The organism is Actinotalea endophytica (assembly GCF_025717005.1).
In the GTDB taxonomy this organism is placed as follows: domain Bacteria; phylum Actinomycetota; class Actinomycetes; order Actinomycetales; family Cellulomonadaceae; genus Actinotalea.
The window spans coordinates 430,670-454,676 of sequence record NZ_JAOVZU010000002.1; the positions used below are offsets into that span (position 1 = coordinate 430,670).

Genomic DNA, 24,007 nt, shown 5'->3' on the forward strand with positions numbered 1-24,007 from the left:
TGCGAGGGTAGCCGAGCACGTGCCGCGGCGTCTTGAGGATTGCCCCGCTCGGGTGACCCGTGGCGCCGGGTGGGTGGGCGACTGCGTTGGCGCCAGGTCGCCAACGGGTCGCCACGCGATTGGCGCCGTCAACAAGAGGATCCCGTCGGGCGCAACGGCACTAGGCGGGATCCCACGGGTGGAGGTGGCGGGAATCGAAGGCGCTCGGATCCATCGGGGTGTCGTGGTGCAGCGGTGTGAACTGCGGTGATGGGCGAGCGGGCGGCGGCGTGACGTCTGCTGGGCAGGCAACCGTGTAGACGTCGTCAACGGGGAGGGTCTTGCGCGAGCCCGAGTTCGTCGTTCAGAATTGACTCATGTTCACGCGGGATGAACGCGAGCATGAACTGAACGCCCTGCTCGCTCGGACGTCGGAAGTGCTCGCGAAGTGGGGCATCTCGGTGTCGGGTGAGCCGGCTCGCGCCGATGAGGCGAAAGCCGACCTCGTTCTGACTCTCGACGCCGGTGCCCGAGGGGTCACGCGCTACCCGGTGGTCGTCAAGCTGACTCGGCTGGATGGTCAGTACGCGACCGCGATGGCGCTCCCGGCGGAGCGGCCATTGCTCCTTCTCGCGCCGCACGTGCCCGATGCCGCCGCGGATGCGTTGAGTGCCCGTGACGTGCAGTTCGTCGACGGTGCGGGGAACGTGAGGTTGGGGTGGGACGGGATGTCGCTGGACGTCCGGGGATACCGGCCACGCGCCACAGAGGCGCGCAGGAAGGACCCGACTGCGTCGAGAGCGTTCACCCGCTCAGGGGTGATGGTCGTGTTCGCGCTGCTGAGCTGGCCGGGCATGGTGGCGAGGCCGGTCCGGGAGATCGCGTTCGCGAGTGGCACGGCTGTCGGCACCGTCCATGCGGTGATGAGTGCACTAATCGACGCGGGGTATGTCTACGAGTCCGATGCGGGCCTGGGGCTGAATCGCGCCGGCGAGCTCCTCGACAGGTGGGCCGAGGCCTACGCGGTCCGACTGGCTCGCAAGCTCGAGCTCGGCGCGTTCGCGATCACGGATCCCGAGCGGCTGAGTGATCTCGAGAGGTCCCTGCTCGGTGGCGGGGCTCTGGTCGGGGGTGAGCTCGCGGGATCGCGGATCGACGCCAACCTGCGGCCGGCCACGGCGACGTTCTACGTCGACGAGATTCCCGGCGAGCTCATCGCCCGATTCCGCCTGCGCCGCGACGACGCGGGCGGCACGATCCACTTCCGGCGGCGCTTCTGGAAACAGCAGTCGCCGGGCGCGGACGTCGTACCCTCGCCCCTCGTCTACGCCGACCTGGTGTCCTCGGGCGACCCCAGGCAACGCGAGCACGCGGAGAGGATCAGGCGCGTCGATGATCGACTTGTCGAGCTCGACCGATCCTAGGATCGGCGTCGCGAGCCACGTCCTCAGCGAGGTCGATGCCGTGGCGACACGCCACGGCATCCGGCTCATGGTCGTCGGCGCGACGGCGCGCGACATCTTGTCCGAGACCATCGTCGGCGCCCCGCCAGCGCGCGCGACGGCGGACGTCGACGTCGCCGTGGCGGTGCCGTCCTGGCAGGCATTCGAGGCTCTGACCGCCGACCTGACCCGGGTCGGGCGCAGCCGCCATCGCTTCCTGGTGGCCGGCGCGCAGGTCGACGTGGTGCCGTTCGGCGACGTGGAGACCGGCGATCGCCTGGTTGATTGGGGCGATGGAACCCGGATGAGCGCTCGTGGCCTCAACGAGGCATTCGCCCACGCGAGGCCTGTACGGCTTCCGGGCGGCGTCGAGGTGCTCGTGCCAACGGTTGCCGGTCTCGCGGTACTGAAGCTTGTCGCCTGGTCGGACCGGCGACTGGAGACGAAGCGCGACGCTGTCGACCTCCAGACGATCTTGGGCTGGTATGCGACCGGGACGTTTCTCGACGAGCTCTACGAGACCGAGCTCAGCCTGCTCAGCGCATACGACTTCGACCCCGCACCCGCGTCTGCGCATCGGCTCGGCAGGCACATGGCCGAGCTGCTCGGCTCGACCACCACCGACGTGGTCGCACTGGTCGACGACGAGAGCCTCGGAAAGCTCGCGGCAGACATGCCCAACTCGGTCGCTGACCAGGCGCTTGCGCTTCGGGCGCTCCGGGAAGGACTCCGGCACAGCGGGTTCGGGTAGATCGCGCAGACAGCGCGACCGGCGAAGCCCCGGCTCGCGCGCGAGACTGAGCATCCGGAGACGACATGGCCAGAGGTTCGCGACGCGATTGACGCCGTCAACGAGGGTCAGATCGTCGTCCACGCGTACGCGTCGGGATCCCACGTTCCGTTTGCGAGCCGACCTTCGAGCACGGGGTCGAGCATCGCGGCGGCCAGAGCGTGGCCACGGTCAACGTCCGGATCGAGGCCGACCGTGATCGCAAGGCGCCGGTAGGTGCCACGCCACTCGGCAGGGGGAGCAGGGAGCGAGCTCGGTGGCTCGTGGGTGGCGCGTCGTGCGAACACGGCGTCGATGTCCACGCGCAGTGCCCGGGCGTCGATCGTGAACGGGGAGGCGATGAGCGCGAGGTCCACGACGTCCTTGGTGCGGGTGCTGGGCCGGCCGCCCTCGTAGGTGCGGGTGTAGGCGTGCAGCTTCTCGGCGACCTGGGTCGCCAGGGGAAGCGTTGGCACGCTCACCGGTGGGATGCCGGCGAAGGCGAGCATGTCTGCAGTGGTGACCCGGTCCTCGCCGCCCGCGGGGCCTTCGTCGGTTCCCACGTCGAGGATGAACGACTCGAAAGGCCTCCCTGCCAGAGATGCGGTGACGCGGAACCGGTGTGTGCCACCCAGCAGGTCCGGGGTGCCTTCGGAGCGTTCGAGGCTGAACACAAAGTGGTCGTCGAGGTCTACGGCGGCGGCGTCGAAGAGTGTGTCGAGGAGATGGTCTCCGTCGTCGTGCCAGCTGAGGTCCACGTCCTTCGTGGAGCGGGCGCGGTCGGCGAGGTGTAGGTCGAGTGCGAACCCGCCCTTGAGGACCCACGCGCCTGGCGCCGCGACGAGGAGGCGCGCGAGCAGCCGATCGAAGGCGATGCGCTTGCGGAGTCGGGGGAGGCGTGACGGGTCGCCTGCGGTGAGTGCCTTCAGGCGGTCCTCGAGCGCACGCCGGAACGCTGCAGGGGTGTTGTACCTCACGTCTGGGCCCCCGTGGTGGCGGTCTGGATCAGCTCGCGCGTCCGGGATGATCGCGTGGCCGCAGCCTCGGTGAGCCGACGGTGTGTCGTCAGGCCGCGCTGGAGAGCCTGGCGGATCGCAAGCTCGATCTGCTCGGGCTGGGTGCCGGTCTCCGCGCAGTCGATGATGGTCCGCTCGGGAGTGGTTGTCGCGATGCCTGCCACGTCGCGGACCTCCCCGGCCCCCAGCGGCCGGGCGAGGGTGTGCAGCCTGACTCCGGCCCGCGGGCGCTGGCCGCGCTGGGAGCGCGGGAGCGAGACGTGCACGGCGTCGGGGATGACGTCGGCCAGGTCGTAGAGCTCGAGGGCGCTCTCGTGGGAGACCACTGCGTGGGCAGGGCGCAGCGGTAGCCAGGCCGCGACGACGTGTTCGAGCGGACTGCTGGGGAAGTGGCGTAGGCGGTAGATGCCGCGGCCCACGCGTTCGTATCGCCCGCCGGGGCGTGCGTGGTAGCGCAGGGTGCTGCGGTCCATGCCCGCCTCGATCGCCTGGCCGGCAGTGAAGTACCCGGCCTGGCTCTCCGCGACGTCATACAGCCGGTCGTGGTCAACGTCATGCATAAGGGGGAACCTATCCCCTCTTTGCATGACATCGCGGCATCTCCGAGCGCAACGAGCGGCGACGGGTCGCAACGGGATTGACGGCGTCAACATGCGGGTCCCGCCGGACGCAACGGCATCCGACGGGACCCAACAGGTGGAGGTGGCGGGAATCGAACCAGTTGGGAGCCTTGTGGAGCCGTTAGTGGAGGCGCGTGACCTGGGGTGATGCGAGGGGGTGTTGACGGGGATCGTGGCCCGATCGGCAGGGTTCGTTGACGGCGTCAACGGGCGCGAGTGATCTTGGAATAGTGACTCGCTCCCGCCACCGGCTGGGGCCCTGTCGCACCGTGCCTTGCAGGTCCAGTCCTGGGAGGACTCGCGCACTGGTGTCTGGCGCCGAGTCCGTGAAGGGCCATGGTCGGCCTACCGCCTAGTCTTCCGTCTCCTCGACGCGCAGTTCGCCCCGGAGGACCGCTTGGACTTCCGCCTCGAGCGCGAGGTATCCCTTTGCTCCCAACTCGTTCATGTACATCTCGGCTGCGTTTCTCAGGCCAGGGTCTCCACCAGACAGGGCGTTCGCAATGATGACGGGGACCGCGTTATCCACCAACTCGAGCGAGACGGCTCCGCTCTCTTCTGGGACGGCAAGCAGGAGTCTGAGGGCCGCGAGCGCGTCCGAAGGCGCGACCGAAGACGCTCGAGCGAGCTCTCGGCCAATCATGTATCTCTGGGTCCCGATTTCAGGCTCGAGCTCGAGCGCCTCCCTCAGTCTCGGCAGCCACCATTCAACCGCAAAAGTTCTGCCCTTGGCGAGCCAATAGAAACCCCTGAGTTCGGCTTTGTCATCTGGATGCTCCCGAACATGCCGAACGCGGTCGTCCCAGAGATTGGCGAATCGATCGCGTATCGAGTCATCGACCCTGTTGGCGCGGAACAGTGACCAAGCGACTCTGTCGAGGGCGCCACCCCGAACTGCCGCACTAGCATTCGCGAAGAAACTGTCGACCACGGCGTCTTCAAAGGTCGCGTCTCCGAATATCAGAGCGTTGATTGCCCACTCGCCAATTCGCTGCGCGGGAGCCGCCTCCGTCCGCCATCCGCTGACTAGTCGATCCCCAAGGCTGATTGCCGCGACGAGTGCACCGCTAAGGAGTTCGTACAACTCGCGGCGATAGTAGTGTGTCGCAATTGCAGTGGTAAGTGCGATTTGCTGATTTTCCGACAACCCGGCCTCGCCGCCGAAGAGGTCGCTTGATCGTCCCCTTACCCAGTCTGGATGGCTGCCAAGGAGCCGACCTAGGCTCTCTCCAACGACCGCACTTCCCGCGCCGTGACGATCGGGCCGGCGAAGTTCTCGCTCAATTGCGTCAAGCGCCCTCGCGGTCCAAGGCCGAATTCCCGCCCGTGTGGCGAGATGAATCAAGGCCCGAAGTCGCTTCGGCCACTGCCAGTTGAGAGAAACTGTGAGGGGATCCCAGCTCCCCTCCCCGGACTCGTATTGATCATATTCGACCCAGGCCTGCTCGTCAGCGGCGTCTTCGATGATCAAATCTGCAAACGCGATAAGGGCAGCTTCTGGAATCTCGGCGGCACCGACATCTTTAACAAGGTCCTCCAGGAGGCCAACTGCAGCGGTCTTCGCGCCGCGAAAGTCGCGGTCATCGTCCATATCTCCGCCCTCCGCAGGGAAGGGCGACTCATTGCTGTGATGTAGGACGTCCCGGACGAGGTCGGCGACCGGCGACCACTCAAGCGCAACGCCGGCCTTGAGGGCAGCCTGCCAACCTCGGAGGATCGCACGCAGGTAGGTCGGCCGGAGCCGCTGCACGAGGTCGCTCACGCCAGACAGTGCCAGCGGGTTGGTCGTCAGTAGAGCTGCCAGTTCGCGTCCCTGACCTTCATGGGAAGGTTCGGGGCCCCAGCCACGCCCGGTGTCGTGCCAGCTCGCGAGGTGCTCGACGAGTTCCGTTGGGCTCATCGCGGCCATCTGATCCTGAGTGCTGTGTGGATTGGGACCCGACCAAGTCGTGATCACCCCGAGCGGTGTTGGGGGCTCGCCGACTACTCCGAAGGTGGCATCCAGTTCGGCGAGTTCGGTCTGAAGCCGGGGCGGCAGGGCCTCAGCGCCGATCGCTGACAGCCATGTGTGCTTGCTTCGATCGGCGCCTTCCTTGGCCTCTGCCATGATCTCCTCAGCCGTTGCGTCTTCGTCGACCTGCCGCGCGGCCATCCACCTGAGGTCCTCGGCGTGGGCGTGGTCGATGACGTCACTGATGACAGCGAGCGCGTCTGTGTTGATGCGTGCTACCTGTTGCGCGAGTTCGGCGTACTCGATTAGCAGATGCTCGTCGGCCGACGACGGGTCGCCCAGGAGACGCTGGGCAACGTCGACGAGCCCGTGAGAGTCGGAGCCAGCGGCAACCTGCTGGCGGATTGCTTCCGCGACTGTGAACATCGCGATCTTCCGAAGTAGTTGTGTGCCTGAACCGAGGAGTGTTCGTGAGGTGCGCTCGGGATCGGCCACCATCGCCGTCACCCCAACGTCTCGCAGAGCATCTACGAGGGCATGCTCGGGGCTTGGATAGGTGTCGCCACGTGACTTGACCGATGGCCGAATCATGCCGCTGAAGTCATGACCGCTGTCGGCGTAGCCAGCGAGTTGAATGTACTTTGCGAGCCACCCAGTGAGCGCCTTCACGGCATCGTCGCCGAGCGCAGGGAGCAGCCGAGGCAACTCCGTCTGATACCAGTACTCGTCAAGCGCGAGCTCAGGCTTGCGCAGGTACGGATCGTCAGTGGTCGGGGGCATCGGTGTGAAGAGGTAGTTGGCCAACCATCGACCGGTCCTGGCTTCTCCGCCCTCAAGCAGCGTGATCGCGAAATCGACGAGCCGCCTCGGATCCGTGCGCCAACCAAAGCCCGTCTTCATCCACTGCTTGAGGACCGGCTTCAGGCGGGCGCCTGCGGATGGTGGGATTCTGGTTCCGATCTCGAATAGGGCTCGCTTCACCCAGGCGTTGTTTGTGTCGCCGAGCGTGAGTAGGACGTCGACGACGTCGTCAGGGGCCTCGGGCGCGACCCGGACAAGGTATGATATTTCGGGCCAGTACACGTCACGAATGTAGCCGTCGTCGGTGATCAGCGGTTCCGGCGGATTGGCGAAGGCTCCAAGTCCGAGCAGAGGTCGCACCCACTTGGGATTCTCAAGACCCTCATAGAACACCCTCCGCAATTGAAGAGTCGGGATCTGGACTAGCGCCGCCCGTACTTGATCGGTGCTCGGAGTCCTATAGCTAGCCACGGTCTTCCTCCACCGGTGCATTGATTTCCGCTAGCAAATCGTCAATCGTGTGACGGCGCTCGAAGAATACGGTAATAACGGCGTCGAACAGCTCGTCGAATATAGCCACATGCCCGCCGATGACGACATCGTCTGGTAGGTCCGATGGTTCGGCCGCATGGTCCTGGAGATGTGCCCAGCGGACGAAGAAGTCGCGCGCCTCGATCCAACGGGTCACGGCCACATGATCGCTGTTGCTGTCGTCAGTGAGCAGCGACGCGACGTCGTCTCGGCTTCGGCGCTTCTCCTGCGCCGCCGTACGGATGAGAGTATGAAACACTGCCGCGACTTCGCGAGGTACGGGAATAAACTCGCCGTCAGCGCTCAAGTCCAGATCAGGGAACCGGGAGAGTAGATCGGGCAGCGACTGGACCTGGCGCCCGCTCGACGGCTTGATCCGCGGTCCGGCGGTCGAACCCATCACTCCAAGGACCCGGTTCATGACTTCCCGCATTGAGTGGCAGATATGGGAGATTCGAGTTCGCTCGTCGCCACCTTCGGCGGGTTGGGACAATAGTCGGAGTGCCGATCGGTACATGCTGGCGAGATCGGAATGCCTCGCTGCGAGCGCTTGGTAGATTCGGAGTTGCCGTTCATCCATGAACGGATCCTCAGGCGTTGTGGCCATGCCACCCCGATCGCTGCCGCGGGCCGTGGCGCGGGTCCTGAGAGGCGACAGGGTGTTGCCGGCCGTTTGGCCCCACCGCTACCACGCAACGAAGGCTAGCGCGCGCGGGTTGGGTATCGCGGCATCGTGAGCCTCAGTGTCGAGCAGCGGCGGGGCGCGGTGCCCCGCAACGTCTGGCTCGGCTGAGCGCTGCCGAGAGCGCGCCCGGCTCGGGACGGGCTCCGCGTGCTGCAGCCGGTCAAGTGCGGGTGGTCAACTTCGTGAGCCAGCGGCTTCCCACCTTCGACTTGGTGCCAGAGGTGTCTGCCACTTCTTTGACAACCGCCGTTGTCGGTCAGGCGAGCGGGAGGAGCATCCACTCGAGCCATGCACTGAAGCGCTGCGGGTCGGAGATCAGCGCGCTCGAGACCAGGGCGTAGTCGTTCTCCTGGACCAGGATCTCGGGGCCCGCCGTACCGAGGACGTCGATGTCGACGTTGAACGGGTCGACGTCGCGGCCGAGGTTCCGCTCGATGCGCGTCACCGTCTCGTTCACGATGCCGGGGCCGGGGCTGGGGTGGATGAGGTCGACTAGCTCGCCCTTGAGGCCGGGGACGGAGAGTTGCCCCGCGGACCGCGGCCGGTCGGGCCCGCGATTCCACCAGCGGTGGAAGGGATGGAACGCCACCCGCGCGGCGCGCTGCAGCTCGGGGCGCTCGGCCAACGACGGGAAGTCGGGGGCGTCGACGATCGCATGGCGTTGCAGGGTGGCGCGTGCGTAGTCATCTGGCGGGGATCCCGGCAGCGGCTGGCGGCTTCGGGCAGCGCGATCGGCAGCAAGGACCTCCTGCCACCACGATGCCCAGTCGGCGAGGTCCGGAGTCGGCGCGCCGGGTTCGGTGCTCAGGTCGGGCACCCGCGGTAGGCGCCCCGGCATTGCGGGGGTCGGCGCGTCGGTGTGCTCGGCGAGGCGGTAGGCGTCGCGGACGAACACGGCAAGGTGCAGGTGCTGCGGCAGGTCGAGCGAGGCACGCCACGACGGTCGGCCGGCGAACCTCACCGGACCAGGCTGGACCTGCCGGGCACCCGGTGCAAGAAGCGTCGTCTGTGGCGGCAACCGGCGTTGTCGGTGTCCGGGGAGATCATGACGTCCTGGCATCGGGAGGGTCGCGATGGGCAAGGGACGCCGGCTGCGGGCAGAGCGGGTTGTCGAGCGGTCTGTGGCCGCCAGGCGCGCGGCGGAGTCGGTCGCGTGGTCGGACATCGAGGTGGCGCTTCCGCCCGGCTCGGGGCTGTTTCCGGCGCCGAGAGCCTTGCCTCGCGCCGAGGCAGGCACCCGGCGTGCCCCGAGGGCGCCGTCGGCGACTGCGGCGCGCACGAGGCGTGGGTCTCGTGGTCGCGCTTGCGCGGAGCTGACCCGGCTCGCGGGCGAGCGTGACGAGCTACGCGGCCGACTGGCCGAGGCTGAGGCGGCGATCGTGGCCGAGGTGCGTCGTGAGCGGCGCGCGGGTGCGAGCTGGGGCGACGTCGGCCGGGCGCTGGGCATGACCCGGCAGGGCGCACGGCAGCGGTTCGGGCCGGAGTAGTCCACAGGGCTCGTCGAAGCCGTTCGTTCACAGGCGCAGGGCCGCCAGCGCCCGGGGTTGGTCGCCGTCGCGCGCCCTTACCTCGTGAGAGGGACGCGTCGTGCCGGAGCCGCAACCGATCGCTGGCGGTCGCGGCGCTGGGCCCATCTCGGTCGTCCTCTCGCACACGTACATGCATGGGGCGCAACGAAGGGAGCCGGTGATGAGCGCGGAGGCGACGGGTCGCGGGACGCTAACGATGACGCCGAAGGAGGTCGCCGAGCGGCTGGGGATCTCCGAGTGGTGGGTGCGCGAGCAGATCCGACGCGGGCGGGTGCCGCACCTGCGGTTCGGGCGCCATCGGATCGCGCTGCTGCCCGAGCACGTGGACGCGATCATCGAGCTGGTGACCGTCGAGCCCGCGGGGTGGCAGGGGGACGGCCAGGCAGGTGGGGGAGCGTCGGGCTCCGCGCGGGGTGCGTCAGGCCCGAGCGAGTCTGCGTCAGGCAAGGCGGGTGCTGCGTCAGGCTCCCCGTCAGGCGACCTGACGTCGCTGCGCCCGACCGGGCGGTCCGCCCGCGCGCACCGCCGACGGCCACACGTCCAGGGCGACTGCCCCTCATAGCGCTTGAGGTGCGTGGGCGGCGCACTGCCGCCAACCGAGAGCGCGGCCAGCTGAGAAGCCTCCGGCTCCGCGAGTCTTGGGGGCATTCCTCCTAGCGCTGCCGGGCGTCGAGCTGATCGACAGAAGCGCCGTTCGCAGACGTGCCAGTGTCGGCTCTGGCAGCATGGTCGACTGGCACCTCTGGCAAGGGGGTCATCGATGGTGCGGGCGGAACAACTGTCGGGCTACCTCCTCGAGGAGGTCGTCGCACATCTCCTGCAGGGCAGCGGCTATCGCCTGCTTGCTGAGCGCGACGACCCCGTGGCCCTCGTCCAAAAGGGCAACGGGCTGCGCGTCAGGGGGCGCGGGGCGGAACACCAGGCTGATGCGCTTGGCCAGCTCAACATCACGATCCCGTTCTCCCTGCCCATTCGGCTGTTCGTTGAGGCGAAGAACCTCGGCCAGAAGGTCGGACTTGATGTTGTCCGGAACGCTCATGGGGTCGTTCACGACGTCAACGAGTTCATGCCCCCTCGGGCGGCGGGCCACGGCGCCCGTGGCCTTCGCCGGGTTCAGTACAGGTACTCGGTCTTCTCAACCAGCGGCTTCAGCGCCGACGCACAGGACTTCGCGCTTGCGCATCAGATCTCGCTCGTCGACCTCTCGGGCTCCGAGTGGGGTGACCTCGCTCGGTTGTTGAGGGCTGCTGCCGATGACGCCCTTCGCCAGTTCGGGCCGGACGTTGGGCCTTCAGCTCGGTCGGCGCTTCGCGGTGCCATTCGGTCGAGCGAGCCAGCCGAGTTGGATGACTTCTTCAGCGAGCAAGTCGACGCACCCCCGCTCGTTGCCGTCTGGGCGCGGGATCTGGCGAGACGCATCCTCCGCTCGAAATCGGGCTCTGAGGACATCTTCCTTGGCTTCGTGGACGCTCCGTTCCTGCTAGCACTGCGTGCCGATGACACGGATGCGTTCGTGCGACACGTTCACAGGCACCCAGGGAGCGTCAGGGTGCACATCAGTTACGAACGGAGCCCGCTCGGCGGTGACTGGGTGATCGAGGACGTGAAAAGACCAGACTCATTCCGGTTGACGTTCCCACTCCCCGGAGTGCTTGAACGTGTACTCCTCGCGACCCCACCCGACGAGCTTCGCCGCGAGGCTTCATTCGCGAAGAAGGCGCTGCTCTCGACGATCGTGGTCTACGTCGACGGCAGGCCCGTCCGCCTCATGTACGAACGCGTGGATGCGCGCACCGGCGAGCCGTGGGCGGACTCATTCGAGCCGGTCGCCGAAGACGCGCACGACCTCACGCCTCTCCGAGTCGCCGCCTCGCGCCCCTCGACCCGGCCGAAGCCGATGTTCGAAGACGAAGGCGGGGATCCTGGCGGACGGTGGGAGCCCGACCAGATACGCGAGTTCCTCGACCTTCTGCACGTTGCCGCGCCACTGCAGGAGCGCCTGATCAGGTCAGCTGCGAGCCGCGGTGGATACATCTCGCGAGGGGTGGTCTACGAAATTGCGCACTTCGAGCCAGACCGCACTCTGAGAGGTCTGACCCGCCCCACCAATCGCCTCCGCCGGATGATGATCGACGGTGGACGCCTCCATCCAGACGCCAGCTTCCCGCTCAAGACTCGGTACGACCGTGGCGTTCGCGCGTCTGGCTTCGAAGTGCCTCCCGAGTTCGTCGAGTTTCTCGAGTAGCCGTTGCACCGGGTTCGCCGCGCGCTTTCCAGCGCTTCCACTTGTCGCGTGCTGCCGGGTCCGGGGTTCCGGGCTAGAGGCGATTGAGCGGGGGCAGCCACTCCGCCCGAAGCCTTGCCTCGAGTTCGTGGGCGCCATCTGCGGTGTCGCACGTGACCCAACCGAGATCGCAGGAACGGAGCCAGCGGTTGACGGCCTCGACCTGGTCGGGCGTGACATGGCTCGGCCGGCTGCGAGCGTGCGCCCGCGAGATTCCCAACTCCTTGACAGCGACGCTTGCTCGGAGCGTGCTCCTGCTGAGATCGACTCCGGTCGCAAGGTGCGCTCGAAGCCTGCCCCGGAGACCTCCCGCACCGCGGGCTTCGCCGACGTAGACGGGTTCGCCTTCGCGGAACCAGACGTAGACGCCTGGGGCGTTGGGGATGTCCCGCGCTGACAAGCCTTCCACCGGACGGCGTGTGATTGCCCTGACCTCGTCCCAGCGCAGACTCGACATGGCCACGAGCGTGCCACCGATGCCTGACAGGCAGTGTCAGTGTGACGGATCGGTCGCCTTCGACGCCGCCCGAAGCTGATGCGCACTGCTTGTCGGCGCCGCGTGCGACGATCCGGCAATGCACGTCACTGACTGGATCGATGTTGGTGCCGAGTTGCTGCCCCGGTCCGTGAAGCGAGCAATCGGCCTTGCGCTTGCCCTCCTACTTGCCACGGGCGTGGGAACGCCGCTCGTGCGCTGGTATGTCGAGACGAAGTCGGCGGAGCTTGCCGAGGACCTGACGCCCGTGCTGACTCGTGTTGTCGACCCGTCGGCCCCGGAGATCCAGCCGTAGCACCACGGCTTGGGCGTCAGCGCGGACCCAGCCTGCTCAGCGACCTCCCGGCCGCATCCGCGGCCGCCCGTTGCTGGTCGGGCAACAGGCGCGCGTACGTCTCCGTCGTCGTCGTGATCGACTCGTGCCCCAACCTCCGCTGCAGCACGAACAGATCGGTCCCCGCGGCGATCATCCACGACGCGTGCGTGTGCCTCAGGTCGCGCACTCGCGGCCGCTTCGTCGGCCTGGGCGCGCCGGCGTCAGGCTCCCCGTCAGGCTGACGCGGGTTGCGCGCAGCGGCCAGCGCAGCCTTTGCCGGAGTCGACGTGCTGTGGCCGAAGTGGCTCGGCGAGCGGCTCGTGCCGAAGGTGCCGACGCTGGCGCCCGAACGGATCGACGCGGTCGTGCGAGCCCTTGCAGCCGCGCTCCCACCGGCCTGACGGGACGCCCGGGACCGGTCATCCGGCGGTGTCGCTGGTGATCTCCTTGCCGCTGCGTCGGTAGCCTGCACGCAAAGCGTTTCTCAAGGGGGAGATCGCATGCCGGTCGAGTCGTGGAACGAAGCCCGCCTCATCCCGACGTCGGGAATCAACGGCGCAGAGGAGCAGGAGCGGCGCGCGACGTCGGCGCTCCTCGCGGTGATGACCGCGGTGCGCGAGTACGGGCGGGCGCTGACCAAGCCGTTCGGCGCGCCGGCCGGGACCGTCGAGACGTACATCGAGGTGCCGTTCGAGCTCGCGGAGCGGCGGCTCTTCCCGGACGGCCTGATCCGGGTCTCGCGCGGGCAGACGGTCTGGACGGCGCTGGTGGAGGTCAAGACCGGGAGCAACGTGCTTGTCGCCGAGCAGCTCGAGAACTACCTCGACATCGCGCGCGAGCAGGGCTACGACGCCGTCATCACGATCTCGAACGAGATCCCTGCCGTCGCGGGCCAGCACCCGACCAAGGTCGACGGCCGCAAGCTCAAGAGGGTCGGGCTCTACCACCTCTCCTGGACTCAGGTGCTCGCCGAGGCAGTGATGCAGAAGGAATTCCGCGGCGTGGCCGACCCCGACCAGGCATGGATCCTCGGAGAGCTGATCCGGTACCTGGAGCACCCGCGCTCGGGCGCCATGGAGTTCGACGACATGAGCGACTCGTGGGTCGGCATCCGCGACGCCGTGAAGGCGGGCACCCTGCGGGCCAACGACAAGGGCCTGACGGAAGTGGCGTCGCGGTTCGACGCGCTGCTGCGCTTCGCGGGGCTCTCGCTGGGCCGCCAGCTCGGGGTCGAGGTCACGCCGCTGCTGTCCCGCAAGGAGTTGGCTGACCCGGCGCTGCGGACCCAGGCGCTCGTCGTGGAACTGGTCGAGCACGGCAGCATGTCGGGCCTGATCAAGGTGCCCGAGGCCATCGCCCCTTTGGCTGTCACCGCCGATCTCCGGGCTGGGACCGTCACGTGCTACGTCGACATCGATGCGCCGCGCGACGGGCGCCCGACCACTCGGGTCAACTGGCTGGTTCGCCAGCTCAAGGAGGCACCCGCGACCGTCGTGCTGGAGTCCCACGCCGCGCGTGCCCGGGGCCACGGCGCCGCCGAGCTGCTGCGGGTCGTGCGCGAGGACCCGTCGGTGCTGGTCGAGGATCCGTCGAAGGAGTTGCGGTCGTTCCGGGTGGCGCTGCAGCGGCCGATGGGTGCCAAGCGGGGCCGTGGCCGCGGGTCGTTCATCGACTCCGTCCTGGGCTCGATCGATACGTTCTACGACGAGGTCGCGGCGCATCTGAAGGCGTGGTCGGCGAAGCCGGCGAGGATGCGGTCGGACAGGGACGTGAGCGTCGAGGACGAGGTCGCGCCTGCGCTGACGTCGACGGCGATCTCGTCGCAGGACGAGGAGTAGGTCGTGCGGCGGCCACTCCTTCCCAGTCAAACGCCGGTCTGGAGATGCCTCGATAGTCGCCCACGCGCTGAGGGCCGCGTCGAAACACCGTCGATCTTGCGGCCTGCCGGGGCGGGCTCGGGAACCGTGTTGCCGTGACTGTCGCCGCCTTCATCGTGTCCTTGGTCGCCGTTGGTCTCTCGCTCTGGACCTACGTGACGAACCGTCTCGACGCCCGACGCGCCCACATACGGGCTGTTGTCGTTCATCAGACATCCGCCGTGGGTGAGATCACCGCTGAGAATCACTCGGAACTAGTCATTCGCAATGACGGCACACACTCTGTCGTAGTGACGATGCTCGGGTCGGCCTACGGGAGCGAGCGGATCAAGAGCCGCAACCGACCAGAAGCTTGGGCGACTGTCCAAGTAGCAGTCCCGGGCCTCCTGGGCCCAGGCGGAGAAGTTAGGGCGCCTGTTCCCATTGAGCCGACCGGTGTGGGAGTCCTGGGCCCGATCGCGAGAGTGACGGACAGTCTTGGCCAGACATGGCAAGTCACGGAGTCCCGGAGAGTGCGCATAGGCGAGGGGTCCGGTTGGCGCCCGCTCGGCAGGGCGCTCGACCGGTCCAAGTGGCTCCAGAGCCTCGACGAACGAGTTGGGAGCTGGCAGATCCGGAAGCGCGAGGTACGGCCGGGTGCACTCCCGGTTGTGCCGCTGATTGTGGACGCGCTCTGGGGATGGCGTGCTGGCAGGGGCGATCGCTCCGGAAAGCCGGCTGGTGCGCCGCTGGCCTGGCGCTACGCCAATGGTGCCCGATGGGAGATTCCTGATGTGCCCTCGACGCCGCGCTTCTTCTGGGATCGGGGCGAAGAAGCAGAAAAGTGACTCCTGCCGAGTCGCAGCTAGGGTCGAGGTGCACGAGGTGCGTGCGACGTTGTGCCAGCAAGGCCGTCGAGGGCCCTCCCTGCTGCATCGGCCGCCGCTCTTTGCTGGTCCGGCAGCAGGTGCGCGTACGTCTCCGTCGTCGTGGTGATCGACTCGTGCCCGAGCCTGCGCTGCAGCACGAACAGGTCCGTACCAGCCGCGATCATCCACGACGCATGCGTGTGCCTGAGGTCGTGCACCCTCGGCCGCTTCGTCAGCCTCGGCGCGTCCGCGTCAGGCTTCCCGTCAGCCTGACGCGGGTCGCACGCCGCATCCAACGCAGGCGTCCACGTCGTCGTCCAGAACCTCGAGGACGACAGCTGCGACCCGACGGTGTTGGTGAACAGCAGGTCGTCCGGCGCCTTGCCGGCCACCAGCGGCAGCAGCACGTCGACCAGGTCGTCGGGCAGCGACACCGTCCGCCGCGCCCGCTTCGTCTTCGGCGGCCCGACGTACCAGCGCCGATCCGCATCCCGCTTCCACGCCTTCGTCACGCGGATCGTCGCCGGTCGCACCGTCAGGTCCACGTCCCCGGCCGTCAGCGCCGTCGCTTCGCCCCAGCGCAGCCCGGTCGCCACGAGCGTGAGCACCAGCGGCTGGTAGAACGCCGGGATCTTCGCCAGCAGCAGCGCGAACTCGTCGCGCGTCAGCACGGTCATCTCGTCGCGCGTCGCCACCGACGTGGGCAGCTCGACGCCGACGCAGGGGTTGTCGGTCCGGTACCCGAGCTTCATCGCGGTCGACATCGACGCGGACAGCAGGCCGTGCACGTTCGCGATCGTCTTGGGGGACAGGCCCTTGTCGCCCATCGCCCGCACCCACCCGGCCACGTGCCGGTAGGTCAGCGCCGCGACCGGGTAGGGCCCCAGCACCCGTGCGATGTGCCGCGTGAGCTGCCCGCGGTAGTGCGCCCGCGTGTCCGGTCCGACACCGGTCAGCAGGTCGATGTGCTCGGCGATCGCCGACTCGACGGTCGGCCCGGGCGCCCGCACCGCCTCGGCGAACCGGGCCGCCTCCGCGGCGTGCCCGCCGGCCGCCTCGATGAGCTCCTTCGCAACGCGCGCCTCGCGCTCGTCGTCGTAGGTCAGCGACGTCTGGCGACCCGTCTCCGGGTCTCACCACTGCGCGGCGAACGACCGCGTCCCGTCGGTTCCCCGACGCCCCCGGATGCTCGCTACAAACAGCGAAGGCCGCCGTCCCGCATCAGCGGGCCAGCGGCCTTCCTGTCGACATGACCAGCGTCTCCGCAGGTCACAGGGGTGGAGGTGGCGGGAATCGAACCCGCGTCCGACGGCAGTGAAACAGGCCTTCTCCGGGTGCAGTCTGCTGCAGAGTTTCTTGGCCCCAGCGATCACGCAGACAAGTCGCTGACGGGCTCAGTCACGTGAGAGTCCCCGCAGCCCCCGTGACAAGGACTACGAGCATTGGCTCCCTAGATGACGCCAGGATCTGAGGCGGAAGCGACCTCAGGCTGACGGACTACGCAGCTCGCTCAGGCGGCGAGGGCGAAGTCGGTGCGCGTGTTGGTATCGGCACCTATTGGTTTGCGGGGAGCGTTAACGAGATAACCCCACATCCTCGACCCGCTTCTCCTGGAACGACGACCGTCGTCGAAACCGATCACCCCCTGTGCAGTTGTCAATCCCGTCCGCGCGTCCGGCCGCAGCCGGGCCCGCGATCGAGCCGTACCAGCGTAGATGACAACGCCGGGCACGGTCGCCCTCATTCCCGAGGGCGACCCGGCCGGCACCGTCGGGCGGCCGGCCGGCGCAGCTCCCGCAGGGCCCTCCATCCCCGCAGGAGCCGCGCCGTCCCGTGCGGACCTCAGAGGCTGATCCGGGGCAGCACGCGATCGAGCCACCTCGGGATCCACCAGTTCCACTTGCCGGCCAGCACCATCAGCGCCGGGCCCAGCACGGTCCGCACCAGCGTCGCGTCCACCAGGACGGCGACCGCGAGCCCCACACCGAAGACCTTGATCACCGGGTCGTCCACCAGCACGAACGACCCGAACACCGCGAGCATGATCAGCGCCGCGGCGGTGATGATCCGCCCGGTCGACGCCAGCCCGCGCCGCACCGCGAGCGTCGTGTCCCTGGTCTCCAGGTAGTGCTCACGCACCGAGGAGAGCAGGAACACCTCGTAGTCCATCGACAGCCCGAACAGCACCGCGAACAGCATCATCGGCACGTAGGAGTCGATCGAGATCGCCCCGTCCAGGCCGAACAGCCGCGCACCCCAGCCCCACTCGAACACCGCCGTGACCACGCCGTACGCGGCCGCGACCGAGATCAGGTCCAGCGCCGCGGCCTTGATCGGCAGCACGATCGAGCGGAACGCCATCACCAGCAGCAGCGCCGCGATGCCCACCGTGGTGACGATCAGCCACGGCAGCCGCTCGGCGATCCGGTCGGACAGGTCCAGCCGGGTCGCGGTCGCACCGCCGACGTGCGTCTCGGTGCCGTCGGGCGTGTCGATCGCGCGCAGGTCGCCGATCACCGCGCTGGTCGCGTCATCGGTCGGGCCGGTCTCCGGGACGACGCTCAGCATGGCCGCCGTGCCGTCCTCGGCCAGCCGGGGCATGCCGACCTTCACGACCCCCGGGACCGCCCCGGCCTCGGACGCGACCTGAGCAAGGCGCGGGTCGGTGGGCCCGGTCGCGGCCGGGTCGAGCGCGACGGCCAGCTGGATCGACGCGTTCGCACCCGCGCCGAAGTGCTCGGCGGTGATGTCGTACGCGGTGCGACGTTCGGTGCCCACCGGCCGGTCCAGGTCGGAGGACTGACCCAGCGTCAGCGTGGTGGCAGGGATCGCGAGCACCCCGAGCACCAGGGTCGCGGCGACCATCGACACCCACGGCCGGCCCGCCACCCGCGCGGCGAACGCCGACCAGCGGCTCGCGTCGAGCTCGGCGTGCGGGTCCGCCGGCGCGGCGTCGTCGGTCTCCTCGCCCGCGGCGGCGGCCTCGCCCGAGCCGGTGTCGAAGCCACCTGCGTCCGATCCGGCGCCCACGAGCGCCTCCTCGCGCACTCGCGCACGCGCCGGGTGGGCCCGGTGCCGGTCCCGCCTGCGCACCAGCGCCGGACCCATCACCGCGAGCAGCGCCGGCGTGAACGTCAGCGCACCGAGCAGCACGATCAGCACCACGATCGCCGTGCCGAACCCGAGCCACGTCACGAAGTCCACCCCGGTCACGGCGAGTGCGGAGATCGCCACCGCGACCGTCACACCCGCGAACGCCACCGCACTGCCCGACGTCGCCGCGGTCACCGCGGCCGCCTCTGCCCGGCTGCGACCGGCCCGCAGCTCGTTCTGGTGGCGGGCCACCTGGAACAGCGAGTAGTCGATGCCCACACCCAGGCCGATCATGATCGCGAGCGTCGGCACGATCGTCGGGATCGACACGGCGTGCCCGAGCAGCTGCAACGAGCCGAGGCCCGCGGCCACCCCGATCAGGGCCGACGCGATGGGTGCGGCGGTCGCGAGCGCGGTGCCGAGCGTCACGGCGAGCACCAGGATCGCTGCGGTGATGCCGATCACCTCGGACAGGTGCGACTCCAGGCCGGGTTCGAGGTCCCGCAGCAGCGGGTACCCGACGCCGACGTCCAGACCCTCGTCGCGCGCCTGGTCCACCGCGGCGGCGACCGCGTCGACGTCGGCGCCCTCGGCCTGCACCTGCAGGCGCACGGCCTGGCCGTCCGGCGAGACGGACGCTGCGGCGGTCGCGGGGTCGTCCAGCGGGTTGGTCACCGAGTCGACGCCGTCCACCGCGGCGAGCGCGTCCGCGAGATCGGCGACCTCGGCGGCGTGCTCGGTGATCGGCCCGTCGGACGCGACGGTCACCAGCGAGGTCGCGGGGCCCTCGGACGAGGCGGTGACCTCACCGGTCACGTCGCTGATGATCGCGGCGGCCTGGTCGCTGTCCGATCCGGGGACGCTGAGTGAGTCCTCGAGCGCGGAGCCGGCGACCCGCGACCCGATCAGCAGGCCGGCGGCGAGCACGACCCAGACGGCGATCACGAGCCACCCGCGACGGGCGCTGGCCCGGGCTAGGGCAATGACAGGGCGGGGCATGACGAACCTTTCGTGGAGAGGGGTACCGCTAGGGCACTCGGTCGAGGGGAGCGGTGAGGGTCAGCAGCACCCCGGTCGTGGTCACGGAGGCGCCGGTGAAGTCCACGCCCCCGGGCAGCCCGAGCGCGGTCGGGTCGACCCGGTGCGGGTCGAGCGCGGCGCCGAGCAGCCGCTGCGCGCGCTCGCCGAGCATCTCGACCGGAACCTGCAGGCCGGCGAGCTGCACCGAGACCGGCGTGACCACCAGCAGGCCGTCCTGCGTACCGACCTCGTGCGCGAGCCGCGGCCCGTCGGCCCCGACCTGCGCGACCAGCAGGCCGTTCTCACCGGACCACGTGATCAGCGGGTCGGAGGTGTCGGTGCCCACGCCGCCGGTGCCGGGTCCGCCGATGCCGGCGAGCGCGCTGAGGCCGTCGGCCGCCGCGTCGGACCCGGTCCCATCGGCGGTCGCGTCGGACCCGTCGGTCTGCACGGCTGCGCCGAGCGCCGGCAGCGCGGTGAACGGGACCTCGGTCGTCACGGACACGTCCAGCTCGCCGTTGAGCAGCTGGGGCGCCACCGGCCACCCGGCGACGTGCACGAGGACGGGCTCCAGGCCGGCGTCGGCCATGCGCGCGGCGACCCGGTGCTCGAGCAGCATCCGGGTGGCCTGGTCCGCCACGAGGGCGAGGACCACGACCACCAGGATCACGACGATCGAACGACGCACGAGCGGGCCTTCCCGGTTGGGTGCGCCTACTCCAGCGGCCTCGCCTGGACGTCCGACCCCACGCCCCTGACCGGAGGCTGACCGTTCGCCCCCGGAACGGTCAGGAAGCCCGCGCTACGCGAGCGGCAGCCCCGCGCCAGGTCACGCCCGCGCTGCCCACAGGTCCCGACGCGCTACGCGAGCGGCAGCGTCACGCGCACCGTCGTGCCCTCACCGGGCACCGACTCGAGCCCGACCCGGCCACCGTGCGCCTCGACCAGCCCGGCGACGATCGCCAGGCCGAGGCCCGAGCCGGTGCGCGGGTCGCCGGCCGCCCCGGTCTCGCCGCCGGGGGCGGACGTCTGGCGCACGAACCGCTCGAACACCCGCAGCGCGAGGTCGGCGGGGACGCCGGGGCCGTCGTCGTGCACCACCAGCACGGCCTCGCCATCCTCCGCGTTCAGCACGACCTCGAGCGCGGCGTCGTCCGGCGTGTGCCGCAGCACGTTGCCCACGAGGTTCGTCACCACCTGGTGCAGCCGAGCGCGGTCGCCGGACACGGTCACCGGCGCCTCGGGACGCCCCCAGGTCACCGGGCGGTCGGGGGCGAGCACGTCGAGGTCGGCGATCACGTCGTCCACCACGGTGCGCAGGTCGAGCGGTGCGAGGTCCAGGGGCAGGTCGGCGTCCAGGCGGGCGAGCAGCGACATCTGGTCCACCAGGTGCCGCATCCGGGTGCTCTCGGCCTCGATCCGCTCCATCGCATGGTCGACGCCGTCGGCGTCCAGCCCGCCCTGCAGGTACAGGTCGGCCCAGCCGTGCACGCTGGTCAGCGGCGTGCGCAGCTCGTGCGCGGCGTCGGCGACGAAGTCCCTGACCCGCTGCTCGGCGGTCGCGCGGGCGTCCAGGGCGCCGTCCACGGCCTTCGCCAGGCCGGCGGTCTCGGTCTGCGTGCCCAGCGGTGCGAGCCGCACGGTGTGGTCGCCGGCGGCGACCTGGTCGGCGCGTTCGGCCATCAGGCGCAGCGGCCGCAGCCCACGGCCGACCGCCCACCACACGGCGAGCAGGCTCACCGCGGCCACCGCGGTGCCGATCAGCAGGGTCGCGAGCGCGGTGCGCCGGATGGTGAGCCGGTCGTCGGAGATGTCCCGGGCCAGCAGCACGGCGTCCACCGGCCGGCTGGTGCCGTCGTCGAGGGTGATCGACAGACCCGGGGTGTCCACCCGGATCGCGCGGGTGTCGTGGTCCAGCGGACCCGGACCGGCGCCCAGGGCCGCGATCTGCGCCGCGTCGGGCGGTGTGAGGGCCGAGCCGTCGGCGGCCAGCGACGCGACGACCCGGTCGTCCTCGAGCAGGTGGACCTCGCCGTTGCGCACGCCGGAGGAGAGCAAGTCGCGCAGCAGCTGCTCACGCACCGTGTCCTGCTCGCGTCGCTCGAGTGCCGCGGTCACGGTGTCGCGCGCGGCGACCAGCTGGTCGTCGGTGCGCTGGAACAGGTACGAGCGCAGGGTCAGCACGCCCGTCACGCCGGCCACCAGGAGCCCGAGCAGCACCGTGACCCCGACCAGCAGCGCCGTCCGCGTCCGCAGCGAGGTCACGTGCGCTCCGCCCGCAGCGCGTAGCCGAAGCCGCGTACCGTCGCGAGCAGCGGTGGGCCGTCCGCGTCGAGCTTGCGGCGCAGGCGGGAGACGAGCTTCTCGACCACCGACGTGTCGCCGCCGTAGTCGTAGCCCCACACCCGATCCAGCAGCTGCGCCTTGGAGAGCACGCGCTCGGGGCTGGACGCGAGCGCGACCAGCAGTCGGAACTCGGCGGCGGACAGGTCGAGGGGGCGCTCGCCGCGGCGGGCCACGGCGCGGCCGGTGTCCACGACGAGGTCGAGGTAGGTGAGCACGCCGTCGTCCGCGGGGGAGACCGGGGCCGCGTCGCGAGCCGAGCCGCCGGTCGAGAGTTCGCCGGAAGCTCCGGCAGCACCGACCGCAGCGCCTGCGCCACCGGGCCAGGCGCCGACCCCGCTCGTGCCGGCCGCGTCGGCGCGGCGCAGGATCGCCTCGAGCCGCGCGACCACCTCGGACAGGTCGAACGGCTTGGTGACGTAGTCGTCGGCGCCGACCCCGAGCCCCGCGACCCGGTCGGCGACGGCGTCGCGCGACGACAGCATCAGCACCGGGGTCCGGTCGCCCGTGCTGCGGACCATGCGGAGCATCGCGAGGCCGTCGGCGTCCGGGAGCATCACGTCGAGGACCACGATCCGCGGTGGGCGGGCGCGCATCGCGTCGAGCGCTGCGGCGACGGTGCCGACGGCCTGCACGTCGTACCCGGTGAAGCCGAGCGCGGAGGTCAGCAGCTCGCGGATGCCCGGGTCGTCGTCGACGACCAGGACCGGCACGGGCTCGGCTGCGGGCGGCACGACGCCCATTGTGCCGGGGCGGGGCAGGGGCGTCCCTGCATGATCACCGGCCCGGCGCGGCGGGGGTTGCCCGGCGGCGCGCCGGGTCAGAGGGTCCGGTAGTGCAGGTGGACGACGCCGCCCTCGAGCTCGGTGGCGCTCGCGAGCTCGAGCTTCATCGGGACGTCGCGCGGAAGCCATGGCAGCCCGCCGCCCACGACCACGGGGAACACGAACTGGTGCAGGTCGTCCACGGCCCCGGCGCGCAGCACGGCCGCGGCGAGCGTCGGGCCGCCGACGGACAGGTCCTTCGCGGAGTCGCGGGCGAGCTGCACCATCGCGGCCGGGCTCAGCTCGCGCAGCAGCGTGGTGCGCGGGAGGTCGGCCTCCTCCTGGGGGAGCGAGCGCGAGACGACGAGCTTGTCGGTCTCGTGCCAGATCTCGGCGAACTCCCGCACGGCCTCGGAGGTCTCACCCGGCTCGGGCTGCGCGGCCCAGTACCGCATGATCTCGAACATCCGACGGCCGTAGACGGCGGTGCCGACCTCGCGCTCGATGTCGTTCGCGGCGCGGTGCACGGCCTCGTTCGGCATGGCGAAGTCGAAGTGGCCGGCCGGATCGGCGACGTACCCGTCCAGCGAGGTGAGCGCGGCGTAGCGCAACCGTCCCATGGGTCAGATCTTGCTACACCGCGGACCTCTCAGTAGCCGTCTGCGGCATCCAGGAGCCGCTGCGTCACGCCCGCGAACGAGTCGTCCGCGGCCTCGAGCAGCCGGCCGACGACGCCGACCGCGAGCCGCGCGACCGCGGCGTCCATCTCGTCGGTCGACGGCTGGACGCCGGGCGTCGTCGTGGCGGCCTTGCGGACCGCGGAGACGACGTCCTCGCCGAGGTAGCGGCGCATGGTGCGGGACCGTGCGACGGCGGCCAGGATCTCGAGGTCCAGCAGGGCCTGGAGCTCGCCCGCCGGACGTGCACCGCGGCGCGGTACGACGCGGCCCTCGCTCAGCTCCTCACGCGCGAGCGTGCGGAACAGGTCTTCCTTGGCGCCGAAGTTCGAGTAGAGCGCGCCCTTGGTGTAGCCGGCGGCCGACGCGAGGTCGCCCACCGAGGCGCCCTCGTAGCCGCGCTCGGCGAACACGCGTGCTGCGGCTTCGAGCAGCTGGTTGCGGGTCTCCTCGGCGCGGTCGCGCCGGCGGTCGGCCTTCTGGCCGGCCTTCGAGATGGACTCCGACGCGGTGTCCAGGCCACGCGAGGCCTCGCGGAGGCCTTCGGTCACGGCGCGGCCGACATCCTCGCTGACTGCGCCCATCTGGTGGCCGAGCAGTCGGGTGAGGGCCGCGGTCGCGTCGGCGAGGGCGCGGGCGGCCGAGGCGACGGTCTCGTCCTGGGCGCCGCCGGGGGCGCCACCGTTCGGGACGTCGTCCTGGGGGTTCGTGTCGCGGGGGGTCTGCCCGGAGGGGGCCTGCCAGTCAGGCGTGTCCTGGGGCTCTGGCGTCGAGTTCGTGAACTCAGTCATACCGGTAAGGATACATCGTCGAACCGTTCGGTACTAGAGGTGTCCGCGGGCGCAGTGCCGGGCGATGTCGTTCCAGGTCAGAGCAGAGTTGCCGGCAGATCAGCGGAGAACGCTTGCATACCGACCGGAACGAGGTCTAGCGTCAGTGCCATACCGAACGGTATTCCACATCTCT

The 24,007-nt window shown here is 69.8% G+C and carries 20 protein-coding genes and 1 other RNA gene; 6 read left to right on the plus strand and 15 right to left on the minus strand.

Going from position 1 to position 24,007, the window contains the following annotated elements; genetic code table 11:
• The first annotated feature begins 356 nt into the window (after positions 1-356).
• Both OEB99_RS05220 and OEB99_RS05225 read left to right on the plus strand, forming a co-directional pair.
• Positions 357-1,403 (plus strand): type IV toxin-antitoxin system AbiEi family antitoxin, encoded by a 1,047-nt coding sequence (locus OEB99_RS05220; protein ID WP_263508777.1) that lies wholly within the window; start codon positions 357-359, stop codon positions 1,401-1,403.
• Between the two features lie 67 nt (positions 1,404-1,470).
• Positions 1,471-2,172 (plus strand): nucleotidyl transferase AbiEii/AbiGii toxin family protein, encoded by a 702-nt coding sequence (locus OEB99_RS05225; protein WP_263508778.1) that lies wholly within the window; start codon positions 1,471-1,473, stop codon positions 2,170-2,172.
• 107 nt (positions 2,173-2,279) lie between these two features.
• Here OEB99_RS05225 and OEB99_RS05230 read toward each other — a convergent pair whose 3' ends face one another.
• From OEB99_RS05230 to OEB99_RS05250, 5 genes are all read right to left on the minus strand, one after another.
• Positions 2,280-3,167 carry a nucleotidyl transferase AbiEii/AbiGii toxin family protein gene (locus OEB99_RS05230; protein WP_263508779.1) on the minus strand — a complete coding sequence of 296 codons (888 nt, stop codon included), beginning with the start codon at positions 3,165-3,167 and terminating at the stop codon, positions 2,280-2,282.
• Positions 3,164-3,766, minus strand: coding sequence for a type IV toxin-antitoxin system AbiEi family antitoxin domain-containing protein (locus OEB99_RS05235; protein ID WP_263508780.1), 603 nt, complete (start codon positions 3,764-3,766; stop codon positions 3,164-3,166). The genes OEB99_RS05230 and OEB99_RS05235 overlap by 4 nt, the downstream gene beginning before the upstream one ends.
• Before the next feature lie 412 nt (positions 3,767-4,178).
• Positions 4,179-6,971 (minus strand): hypothetical protein, encoded by a 2,793-nt coding sequence (locus OEB99_RS05240; protein WP_263508781.1) that lies wholly within the window; start codon positions 6,969-6,971, stop codon positions 4,179-4,181.
• A 70-nt stretch (positions 6,972-7,041) separates the two neighbouring features.
• A complete protein-coding gene (locus tag OEB99_RS05245; RefSeq protein ID WP_263508782.1) occupies positions 7,042-7,689 on the minus strand; it encodes a hypothetical protein in 648 nt (215 codons plus the stop codon).
• Between the two features lie 361 nt (positions 7,690-8,050).
• The gene (locus tag OEB99_RS05250) at positions 8,051-8,755 is read right to left on the minus strand and encodes a hypothetical protein (protein ID WP_263508783.1); all 705 of its coding nucleotides are present in this window, start codon (positions 8,753-8,755) and stop codon (positions 8,051-8,053) included.
• 764 nt (positions 8,756-9,519) lie between these two features.
• Here OEB99_RS05250 and OEB99_RS05255 point away from each other — a divergent pair.
• Together OEB99_RS05255 and OEB99_RS05260 are read left to right on the plus strand one after the other, a co-directional pair.
• Positions 9,520-9,885, plus strand: coding sequence for a helix-turn-helix domain-containing protein (locus tag OEB99_RS05255; RefSeq protein WP_263508784.1), 366 nt, complete (start codon positions 9,520-9,522; stop codon positions 9,883-9,885).
• Between the two features lie 198 nt (positions 9,886-10,083).
• Complete coding sequence (locus OEB99_RS05260) at positions 10,084-11,568, plus strand: restriction endonuclease (RefSeq protein WP_263508785.1); 1,485 nt, start codon at positions 10,084-10,086, stop codon at positions 11,566-11,568.
• 73 nt (positions 11,569-11,641) lie between these two features.
• Here OEB99_RS05260 and OEB99_RS19760 read toward each other — a convergent pair whose 3' ends face one another.
• The gene (locus OEB99_RS19760) at positions 11,642-12,064 is read right to left on the minus strand and encodes a GIY-YIG nuclease family protein (RefSeq protein WP_411910658.1); all 423 of its coding nucleotides are present in this window, start codon (positions 12,062-12,064) and stop codon (positions 11,642-11,644) included.
• Positions 12,065-12,182: 118 nt separating this feature from the next.
• On the opposite strand from OEB99_RS19760, the gene OEB99_RS05265 reads away from it, so the two are divergent.
• Positions 12,183-12,398: a hypothetical protein gene (locus OEB99_RS05265; protein ID WP_263508786.1), complete on the plus strand. Its 216-nt coding sequence runs from the start codon at positions 12,183-12,185 to the stop codon at positions 12,396-12,398.
• Positions 12,399-12,414: 16 nt separating this feature from the next.
• Here the strand turns inward: OEB99_RS05265 and OEB99_RS19765 are convergent, their stop codons facing one another.
• Positions 12,415-12,606 carry a tyrosine-type recombinase/integrase gene (locus tag OEB99_RS19765; RefSeq protein ID WP_411910659.1) on the minus strand — a complete coding sequence of 64 codons (192 nt, stop codon included), beginning with the start codon at positions 12,604-12,606 and terminating at the stop codon, positions 12,415-12,417.
• Between the two features lie 313 nt (positions 12,607-12,919).
• Between OEB99_RS19765 and OEB99_RS05270 the strand changes: the two genes are divergently transcribed.
• The gene (locus OEB99_RS05270; RefSeq protein WP_263508787.1) at positions 12,920-14,257 is read left to right on the plus strand and encodes a hypothetical protein; all 1,338 of its coding nucleotides are present in this window, start codon (positions 12,920-12,922) and stop codon (positions 14,255-14,257) included.
• 883 nt (positions 14,258-15,140) lie between these two features.
• Here OEB99_RS05270 and OEB99_RS05275 read toward each other — a convergent pair.
• From OEB99_RS05275 to OEB99_RS05310, 8 genes are all read right to left on the minus strand, one after another.
• The gene (locus OEB99_RS05275; protein WP_263508789.1) at positions 15,141-16,154 is read right to left on the minus strand and encodes a tyrosine-type recombinase/integrase; all 1,014 of its coding nucleotides are present in this window, start codon (positions 16,152-16,154) and stop codon (positions 15,141-15,143) included.
• Positions 16,155-16,419: 265 nt separating this feature from the next.
• Positions 16,420-16,790, minus strand: a transfer-messenger RNA (tmRNA) gene (ssrA, locus tag OEB99_RS05280).
• Positions 16,791-16,986: 196 nt separating this feature from the next.
• Positions 16,987-19,182 carry an MMPL family transporter gene (locus OEB99_RS05285; protein WP_263508791.1) on the minus strand — a complete coding sequence of 732 codons (2,196 nt, stop codon included), beginning with the start codon at positions 19,180-19,182 and terminating at the stop codon, positions 16,987-16,989.
• An 82-nt stretch (positions 19,183-19,264) separates the two neighbouring features.
• Complete coding sequence (locus tag OEB99_RS05290; protein WP_263508793.1) at positions 19,265-19,945, minus strand: hypothetical protein; 681 nt, start codon at positions 19,943-19,945, stop codon at positions 19,265-19,267.
• A gap of 173 nt (positions 19,946-20,118) precedes the next feature.
• Positions 20,119-21,522: a sensor histidine kinase gene (locus OEB99_RS05295; protein ID WP_263508794.1), complete on the minus strand. Its 1,404-nt coding sequence runs from the start codon at positions 21,520-21,522 to the stop codon at positions 20,119-20,121.
• Complete coding sequence (locus tag OEB99_RS05300) at positions 21,519-22,334, minus strand: response regulator transcription factor (RefSeq protein ID WP_263508795.1); 816 nt, start codon at positions 22,332-22,334, stop codon at positions 21,519-21,521. Before OEB99_RS05300 ends, OEB99_RS05295 begins: the two co-directional genes overlap by 4 nt.
• Before the next feature lie 86 nt (positions 22,335-22,420).
• Entirely contained in the window at positions 22,421-22,984 is a 564-nt protein-coding gene (locus tag OEB99_RS05305; RefSeq protein WP_263508796.1) for a dihydrofolate reductase family protein, read from the minus strand.
• Positions 22,985-23,013: 29 nt separating this feature from the next.
• Positions 23,014-23,832 (minus strand): TetR/AcrR family transcriptional regulator, encoded by an 819-nt coding sequence (locus tag OEB99_RS05310; protein ID WP_263508797.1) that lies wholly within the window; start codon positions 23,830-23,832, stop codon positions 23,014-23,016.
• Positions 23,833-24,007 lie beyond the last annotated feature (175 nt).